Source organism: uncultured Paenibacillus sp. (assembly GCF_963515335.1).
Lineage (GTDB): Bacteria > Bacillota > Bacilli > Paenibacillales > Paenibacillaceae > Paenibacillus_I.
On sequence record NZ_CAUPYC010000110.1, the window covers coordinates 1 to 5611 of the forward strand.

Sequence of the window (5611 nt, forward strand, 5' to 3'; positions counted from 1 at the left end):
TGTATTAGGCACGCCGCCAGCGTTCGTCCTGAGCCAGGATCAAACTCTCCATTAAGGTGCATGTGCAATTCGCGGCCAGGCCGCGGATGGCAAATGCACAAGTTGAGTCGATATAGCTCATGGCTTGTATTGCTTTTCCGTCATCCCTTGCGGAATGACAGGGCAGTTTCGCTCGTTGTTCAGTTTTCAAAGAACAATGGTGTTTTTCTTTTTCGGCGTGAGCCGGAAATGAAAAACGCATTTTTCGCTTTCTTTCTCGTTCCGGCAACCTTTCGGCCCGGAATTAGAATATAACATAGATTCGACCAACTTTGCAACTGTCAGTTTCTCCTAGGCTCCGTCCGCCGCCTTGTCGGCAACCGGCCGGACTTATAATCTACCACACCCCCGCAGCCACTTACAACTGCTAATATCCGGAAGCCGCCGAATATTTTTTACCCGGTGCGGAATTATAAACAGGGATTGCATACAACATGGGAGGTAAGCGATATGCCAACGAACGACACGAACGGACAGAACCCCGCCGATCGACAGGTGAACGCGCCCGAAGAAGACAACCAGCCCATCGCCGAGAATGCGGTGTCCCACGGAGGCAGATTCGGAACCCGCCAAACGGTGCCGGAACGCACGTCGCAAGGAACAACGAACGCGACACAGCAAAAATGAACAAAGACCCGCGGGACCGCGGGTCTTTCCATTACAGTCAGCTTTAACTTAACGAATCGACGACTGGCTCGCGCCTGATCAACAGCCTGGCTTCGAGCTCGGCGCGCAGTTCGCTCAGCGCCCCTTCAAGACGCTGCTTCAGCTCGTCGGTCAAGCTGAAGCCTCCGGTCTCCAGCCGGCCGACCCATTCATCGACCGCGTAAACACCGCCCAGAATGTGGTTGCCGCCGAGCGCGGCCACCACCGGCTTCAATGCGTAATCAACCGACAACAGATGCGCAAGCGAACCTCCTATAAAAAGAGGAAGAACGATTTTGCCCTTTAATCCCTTCTGCGGAATCAGGTCCAGCAGCGTCTTCAGCGCGCCTGAATAGGCGGCTTTATACACCGGACCGGCGATAATAACCGCGTCCGCCTCTTCAATGATTGCGAGCGCCTGCCGGATGAGAGAGCTGTTAAAATTCGCGCGAAGCAAATCCTCCGCCGGAAGCTCCGCGACCGATACCGACTGGACTTCGTGCCCGAGGCTTTCCAAATAAGTTCTGCTAAAATCGGTTAATCCCAGCAAGCGCGAGCCATGCGAAGGGCTGCCTGACAGGAGAGCGACATACGCCATTCAGTTCGCCTCCTTTACGCGCGCAACACTCCTCCGGCCGTCAATGCCGACAGGCGCCTCACCGTCGATCGTCACTCTGCGCACCACGCGATGCCGGTCGCCGTAGTCGTTGAGCGCGTAATGCTGGGTAGCCCGGTTATCCCAGACCACAACGTCGCCCGCGGCCCAACGCCAGCGCACCGTATTCTCAAGCCGGGTAATATGCGATTGAAGCAGCGAGATCAACTGAGCCGAATCGGCGGACGAGAAGCCGATAATTTTTTTGGCGAAGTGGCCAAGCACCAGCGTCCGTTCCCCCGTCTCGGGATGCACCCTCACGAGCGGGTGCTCGGTTTCAAACAAGGTTGAAACGAATACCTCCTTATGGCGTTTGGCGTCTTCCGGCGAGATCGTGTTCCGGTGGGCCGCATAGTCATATTCGTTGGTGTGAACCGCCCACAGCCGGTCCGCCAGATTGCGCAGCTCCTCGGGGAGCTGTTCATAAGCGGCCGCCGTGTTGGCCCATACCGTGTCCCCGCCCGAGTCAGGCACGACGACCGCGCGCAGGATGGACGCCTCCGGATATGCGTCTACGAAAGTCACGTCCGTATGCCAGGAGTCCGCGCGCCCGCCGTGTGACGAATCGAGCTCCAGCACATAATTCGTGCCCTGCTTGATCGGGACGGTCGGATGGGCGACCGGGTTGCCCAGCAGCCGGGCGAGCGCTTCCAGGCCCGCGTCGTCCAAATGCGTCTGCTCCCGGAAAAAGAGCACCTTGTGCTTCAGCAAAGCCGCCCGGATCAACTGAACCGTCTCTGGTGGAAGATCGGCGCCGAGCCGCACCCCGCTGATTTCGGCCCCGATCCGCCCTGCGACCGGACGAACCTCTACACCTGTGACGATAAACTCGTTCTTTTCCACAATACTCATTCTTCATCTCCTCCTTCATATATGAACCTTATGAACGAATCCGTTTAATGCCGCAAGCTCGATTCACCCGGCCGACTCGGCGGCAAGCGCGGGGGAAGCAAACCGGTTAACCGGCCGATCCAGCCCGTAATGCCCGCGCAGCGTACTGCCCGAATATTCGGTGCGGAAAAGCCCTCTTCGCTGCAGCTCGGGAACCACCTGTTCCGCGAATTCTTCCAGCCCTGCCGGCAAATACGGCGGCATGACGTTAAAGCCGTCGCACGCCTCCTGCGTGAACCATGCTTCCAATTGATCGGCAACCTGCGTCGCCGTGCCGGCAAAGGTGCGATGCCCCCGCGCGCCCGCCAACCGATATATCAGCTGGCGAATCGTCAGGTTCTCCCTGTCCGCCAAATCCGCCACCAATCGATAACGGCTCTTGTTGCCGTTAATCTCCGTCAAGCCCGGCAATTCGGGCAGCGGCCCGTCAAGCGGATAGGTGAACAGGTCCACCTTGAGCATACCGGACAGCTGGCGAAGGCCGTACTCCGGAATGGTCAGCTCGTTCAGCTGCCGCTCCTTTTCTCTCGCTTCCGATTCGGTCGCCCCGATCACCGCGCAGATGCCGGGCAGAATTTTCAGCCGCTCCGGCTGCCGACCGTACCGCGCCAGCCTTCCCTTGACATCGGTGTAAAACCGCTGCGCATCCTCCAATGTCTGCTGGGCCGTAAATATCGCCTCCGCATACTGCGCGGCGAACTCCTTTCCGTCCTCCGAGGAACCCGCCTGCACCAGAACGGGATAGCCTTGCGGAGGCCTCGGAATATTCAACGGTCCGCGAACCTTGAACGCAGCGCCGGCATGGTTGATTTCGCGGACCTTGGCGTCATCCGCAAAAGCGCCCGCCTCCCTGTCGATGACGATCGCCTCGTCCTCCCAGCTGTCCCACAATCCGGTCGTCACCTGCAGAAATTCCCGTGCCCGCTCGTATCGCTTGTTATGTGCGAGATGTGTGTCTTTGCTGAAATTTTCGGCCTCAAGCTCGCTGCCGGAGGTAACGATGTTCCATCCCGCGCGGCCCTTGCTGATATGATCGAGGGACGCGAATTTTCGGGCGACATGGAACGGCTCGTTGTAAGTCGTCGAGACGGTGCCGATCAGGCCGATCCGCTCCGTGACGGCAGCGAGCGCGGACAGCAGGGTGAACGGCTCAAGCCCTACGAAAGCGCCGTGCCGGATGTTTTTGCTGACGGCCAGCCCGTCGGCCAGAAAAAGTGAATCGAATTTGGCATCCTCGGCGATCCGGGCCAGCCGCTGAAAATAACGGATGTCGGTAATATGATGCGGCTCCGTGCCGGGGTGCCTCCAGGCCGCCTCGTGATGGCCGGCGTTCATCAGAAACACATTCAGGTTCATTTGCCGTTTCGGCTTGCTCATACAGATCACACCTCGTCTATTAATAAGGCTTGCTTCTTCCCTTGCCTGTCTCCCGCCGCCCGACTATTCACCGCCAACCGTTTGTTTCCAGGCGGTCAGCCTGGTTTCCGCATAAACCAGCGCATAATTAATGACCAGGCCGATCGCGGATATCGTCAGGATGCCCGCATACATCTGCGGAATCTGGAAGCTGAACTGCGTATACTGCACGAGATAGCCGAGTCCGGATTTGGCCCCGACCATTTCCGCCGCCACGAGCACCAGAATGGAGCTGGCGCCCGCCTGTCGGATGCCTACAAAAATCGTCGGAATCGAGGCGGGGACGATGACCTTGCGAAAAAGGCTGACCGGCGGCAGGCCCATGGAGCGCGCGGACTTGATCAAAAGCGGGTCCACGTTCCTTACGCCGCTGATCGTGTTAAGCAGCAGCGGAAACGCGCAGGCGTAGAACACGATGGCGATCTTCGACGTTTCTCCAAGACCGAGGAGCAATATAAAAACAGGCAGTATCGCCAGGGCGGCCGTATTGCGAAACACCTCAAGCAGCGGATTGAGATACTGCGCAACCGGCTTCCACCAGCCGATTGCGAGGCCGAGCGGAATCGCGACGGCGATGGCGAGAAACAGCCCGCCGAACGAGCGGGATAGGCTGGCCAGCACATGATCGGTTAGATCGCCGGACGCCAGCAGCGCCCACCAGGCGCCGAGCACCTCCGTCAGCGGGGGAAGAAAGGTCAGGTTGACAAGCCCGAACCGCGGAGCCGCCTCCCATATCGCCAAAAACGCAAGGATCGCGGCCGACGTTTTGAACGCGTTGTGCAGCCGGGTCTGAACCGATTGCGGCGGCGCCGCTTTTTCCCGCTTAACCGCCTGGCCGTTCTCGAGGCGATAGACCGCCTCGCCAATTCCCGAATCAGCCATATTTCACCGCTCCTTTGTGGTTGGAATGTATGCCCGCTTTAAGGCTTGTGCTTTTTTCCTGCTCCTGCGCGCGATGAACCTCGTCCTTCAACAAATCCCAGATTTGATGGCGGAGCTTTACGAATTCCGGGTGGGATCGCAGATCCTCCTCAGACGTTCGCGACTTGAACGGGATTTCGATCGTCTGCTTGATCCGGCCGGGCCTGGAGGTCATGACCGCCACCCGCTGCCCCAAATAAACGGCCTCCTCGATCCCGTGCGTGATGAACACGATCGTCTTGCCGGTTGCCTCCCAAATCCGCAGCAGCTCGCTCTGCAGCGTCTCCCGTGTCTGGGCGTCGAGGGCGGCGAACGGTTCATCCATGAGCAGCACATCGGGGTCGTAAGCGAGGCTCCTGGCAATTGCGATCCGCTGCTTCATGCCGCCCGACAGCTCATGCGGATAACGGTTTTCGAAGCCCGCCAATCCGACAAGCCGGATAAAATCACGCGCGATGTTTCTTCTTTCCCTGCGCGGAACGCCCTTGGCCTCCAGTCCGAACTCCACGTTCGCCAGCGCGGTTTTCCAGGGAAACAACGCATATTGCTGAAAAACGATGCCGCGGTCGAGATTGGGCCCTGCGACCGGCTTGCCGTCCAACAGAATGACGCCGCCGTTCGGCTGGGTCAATCCCGCCAGCAGGTCGAGCAGCGTCGACTTGCCGCAGCCGGAGGGACCGACGATGACCATGAACTCGCCCTGCCGCACATCCAGATTAATATCCTGCAGAGCCGGGACGGATGGGGAATCCGCCTCGGGACGTCCGGAATCGCGCTTGGTTCCAAACGATTTATGAACCTGCCGGATGCTGATTTTCGCTGTCATACTCCCGCTCCTTTCGATCGATAGCCTAATCGCCTCTCCCGCTCATTGCGCTTCATTCCGAAAAGGGTTGAATTCATTGGTGTATAATTCCTTCGCTTCCAGTTGTCCTTCCTTGAGCGTGCCTTCCTTGACGAGCCAATCCACCCAGGTGGAGAATTCCTCCTCCGCGATCAGGCCGCCCTTGCCGGCCACGCCCGTGCTTTTCCAGAACTTCACGG

The 5611-nt window shown here is 58.8% G+C and carries 6 protein-coding genes; 1 reads left to right on the plus strand and 5 read right to left on the minus strand.

Going from position 1 to position 5611, the window contains the following annotated elements:
* Positions 1-489: 489 nt before the first annotated feature.
* The gene (locus RWM61_RS19860; RefSeq protein WP_314004115.1) at positions 490-666 is read left to right on the plus strand and encodes a hypothetical protein; all 177 of its coding nucleotides are present in this window, start codon (positions 490-492) and stop codon (positions 664-666) included.
* 43 nt (positions 667-709) lie between these two features.
* Here RWM61_RS19860 and ssuE read toward each other — a convergent pair whose 3' ends face one another.
* The 5 genes from ssuE to RWM61_RS19885 all read right to left on the minus strand — a co-directional run bounded on the left by ssuE (position 710) and on the right by RWM61_RS19885 (position 5393).
* Positions 710-1282, minus strand: a complete 573-nt coding sequence (gene ssuE, locus RWM61_RS19865) for an NADPH-dependent FMN reductase (protein WP_314004118.1) — start codon at positions 1280-1282, stop codon at positions 710-712.
* The gene (locus RWM61_RS19870; protein ID WP_314004120.1) at positions 1283-2191 is read right to left on the minus strand and encodes a TauD/TfdA family dioxygenase; all 909 of its coding nucleotides are present in this window, start codon (positions 2189-2191) and stop codon (positions 1283-1285) included.
* 63 nt (positions 2192-2254) lie between these two features.
* The gene (locus tag RWM61_RS19875; protein ID WP_314004123.1) at positions 2255-3607 is read right to left on the minus strand and encodes an LLM class flavin-dependent oxidoreductase; all 1353 of its coding nucleotides are present in this window, start codon (positions 3605-3607) and stop codon (positions 2255-2257) included.
* A 63-nt stretch (positions 3608-3670) separates the two neighbouring features.
* Positions 3671-4528: an ABC transporter permease gene (locus tag RWM61_RS19880; RefSeq protein WP_314004127.1), complete on the minus strand. Its 858-nt coding sequence runs from the start codon at positions 4526-4528 to the stop codon at positions 3671-3673.
* Complete coding sequence (locus RWM61_RS19885) at positions 4521-5393, minus strand: ABC transporter ATP-binding protein (RefSeq protein ID WP_314004130.1); 873 nt, start codon at positions 5391-5393, stop codon at positions 4521-4523. The genes RWM61_RS19880 and RWM61_RS19885 overlap by 8 nt, the downstream gene beginning before the upstream one ends.
* Positions 5394-5611 lie beyond the last annotated feature (218 nt).

Coding starts and splice junctions, on each gene's coding strand:
- RWM61_RS19885 (WP_314004130.1), bottom strand. CDS start 5,393: ATGACAGCGAAAATCAGCATCCGGCAGGTTCATAAATCGTTTGGAACC.
- RWM61_RS19870 (WP_314004120.1), bottom strand. CDS start 2,191: ATGAGTATTGTGGAAAAGAACGAGTTTATCGTCACAGGTGTAGAGGTT.
- RWM61_RS19875 (WP_314004123.1), bottom strand. CDS start 3,607: ATGAGCAAGCCGAAACGGCAAATGAACCTGAATGTGTTTCTGATGAAC.
- ssuE (WP_314004118.1), bottom strand. CDS start 1,282: ATGGCGTATGTCGCTCTCCTGTCAGGCAGCCCTTCGCATGGCTCGCGC.
- RWM61_RS19860 (WP_314004115.1), top strand. CDS start 490: ATGCCAACGAACGACACGAACGGACAGAACCCCGCCGATCGACAGGTG.
- RWM61_RS19880 (WP_314004127.1), bottom strand. CDS start 4,528: ATGGCTGATTCGGGAATTGGCGAGGCGGTCTATCGCCTCGAGAACGGC.